This is a genomic window from Cryobacterium sp. MLB-32 (assembly GCF_000738085.1).
In the GTDB taxonomy this organism is placed as follows: Bacteria; Actinomycetota; Actinomycetes; order Actinomycetales; family Microbacteriaceae; genus Cryobacterium.
The window spans coordinates 1-2,381 of sequence record NZ_JPRS01000768.1 but is presented as its reverse complement, the minus strand read 5'-3'; the positions used below and the strand labels follow the sequence as shown (position 1 = coordinate 2,381).

The 2,381-nt window shown below is 59.2% G+C and carries 2 protein-coding genes; both read right to left on the bottom strand.

From position 1 onward, the window contains the following. Positions 1-310 precede the first annotated feature (310 nt). Positions 311-784 (bottom strand): hypothetical protein, encoded by a 474-nt coding sequence (locus tag JF66_RS21290; protein WP_035880997.1) that lies wholly within the window; start codon positions 782-784, stop codon positions 311-313. Between the two features lie 624 nt (positions 785-1,408). Continuing rightward, positions 1,409-2,381 (bottom strand): IS3 family transposase (locus JF66_RS21285; RefSeq protein WP_035880996.1); only part of this gene is annotated, 973 nt, incomplete at its 5' end.

Genomic DNA, 2,381 nt, shown 5'->3' with positions numbered 1-2,381 from the left:
CACTCGCTTCCGCATCGATGAGTTCTTGGTACAGAGTTTCGGTCGCGACGCGGATGCGGTCGGTGACATCGGTGAGTTTGAGTTCTCCCAGCAGGTTGAGCAGGGCAGACTGGTCTAGAGCCATCGTGTGGTGTCCTTTGTGAGTTGCTTTAGTCGGTACTCACTGACCATCCCACGATGGCTCCTCGCGTTGGCGAAGCAACGCTCAAAGCGGGGAAACCACACCACTCAATGGGACATGACCGAACAGAGAGAATATTGAAGGGGCGCGGTGACTTCTCACGGGCTGTAGAACTCTTCATATTTCGCTTTAGGGTGCGTTCCACCGTAACAACAGTTCAGCACCAATACCGCTCAAAGTTGACCCGCAGAGTTCGTGCTCAACGACCAGCTGCCGGCCTTCTCCAATCACCGTGATACGTGCAATGTCGCCTTCCTTGGCAACTCGTACAACCGATGCTGGCGGATCGCTGTCTTCTAGGGCGCTCAGCGTCATGGCCAAGTCGTAGTGAAGCAACGCCCAAGATTCATCCAAACTCGGGTCGCGAGGAATATAGGCAATAGCCTCGCTGTCGAGATGGGAGGCCCCCAGAGCGGCACCCGCTTCCTCGGCGAAACCATCAGAGTCTGGCTCTGAATACAAACTTTGACCAGATGAGAGCACCACCGTAATCCGCCCAGACGACGGGTCGACGTCTATGGCATCGACGGCCGTGATTTGTTCGCCGAGACGCTCCGCGATCTCGAGATCGCGGAGAACCATGGCCAGATGTGCAAGTGTCATGACTAACCCACAATCGTATTAACCCAAGATGGACAGACTTGACCGGTGGTGCAGTATGCGGTGACAACACCGAACGTCTGAGTCCCATATGCCCTGTAGTCCACTACCACCTTGACCGGCACCCACCCGCGACTTGGACTGCCGATTTCTGTGAGGTACACGTAGCTGGTCCCAGTCCCGGTCACGTTGTTGGCCCATTGCGTAACAGCCCTGACTGGAGGCGTTGTCAGCCCGTGAGCCTTGTATTTGGCAACCGCGTATGATCGCGCGTATACGCGGCGATTGGCTTTATCCAGCCAAGAAGTTACAACCGGGTTCGTAGCATTCAGAGTGTAGGTGTTCTCCGCGGTTGCAGCGAGCTTGACTGCTACTTCAACCGGCATTTCCCTTGGACGCACAATATCTTCGGGATTCTGCGTCTTCTGCACCACCGGCGCTGCGACAGTAAGGATCTGGTTCGAGGGTGCCGCGTCGGCCGCCACACTTCCCGTCAGTGCGATTACCAGGGTCACCCCTACTGTCGCCAAAGTTTGTGCTAACCGCATCTTTTTCATGGTTCCCCCAATTGATGAAAGCGTGTATACACGCACGCCGGAAGATGTCAACCTATGTGAGTCAGTTTCCTTAGGTGGTCATTGAGTTCGTTCCTTCCTTCAGGGGTTCGTTGATCCAGGTGGTGGTCGGGAACGTTGGTGGCTGCGGGACCTTCCGAACGAAGCGTTCCGGGTGGGCGGCATAGGCCGTCGTGAGAACGCGGGCGCGAGCGTGCTGGATTGCGGGTGCGCGGCCGTGGTGCAGGTTGAACGGGGTGTGCATTCCGATGCCGGAATGGCGATGCTCGTGGTTGTACCAGTCGTAGAATTCGGTGCAGAATGAGCGCGCCTCGGCGAGGCTGTAGAACCGGTCGGGGAACTCGGGCCGGTACTTCAAAATTCGGAAATGCGATTCCGAAAATGGATTGTCATTACTCGTATGCGGGCGGGAGTGCGACTTGGTCACGCCCAGGTCGGCGAGCAGGAATGCGACGGGTTTCGACGCCATCGAGGAGCCGTTGTCGGAGTGGATCGTCAGCTGGTCTCGGCGAATGTTCTGCTTCTCGATCGTGTCGAACAGGAGCCGCTCAGCCAGCTCGGCGGACTCCCTGGTCGCGACCATCCAGCCGACGACGTACCGCGAGTAAATGTCGATAATCGTATACAAGTGGAAGTACGACCATTTGGCCGGACCCTTCAACTTCGAGATATCCCACGACCAGGTCATGTTGGGTCCCGTCGCGATGAGTTCGGGCTTGATGCGCGCCGGGTGCTCGGCCTGAGCCCGACGCTCACCGGTCTCACCGTGGGCGCGGAGCAGACGATACATCGTCGCCACGGAGCAGAGGTAGGTGCCCTCGTCGAGGAGGATCGCCTGGATCTCCGCCGGCGCCTTGTCCACGAACCGCTCGGACCGCAGCACCTCCAGAACCGCAGCGCACTCCAGCTCGGTCAGCGCCCGCGGCTGCTTCGCCGGCTGCGGCCGGGGCCGCGGCGCTGACGGTGGCCGTGGCGACCGCGGGTGTTGGCGGTAGTGCGTCGCTCGCGACCGCCCCACGGCCAGG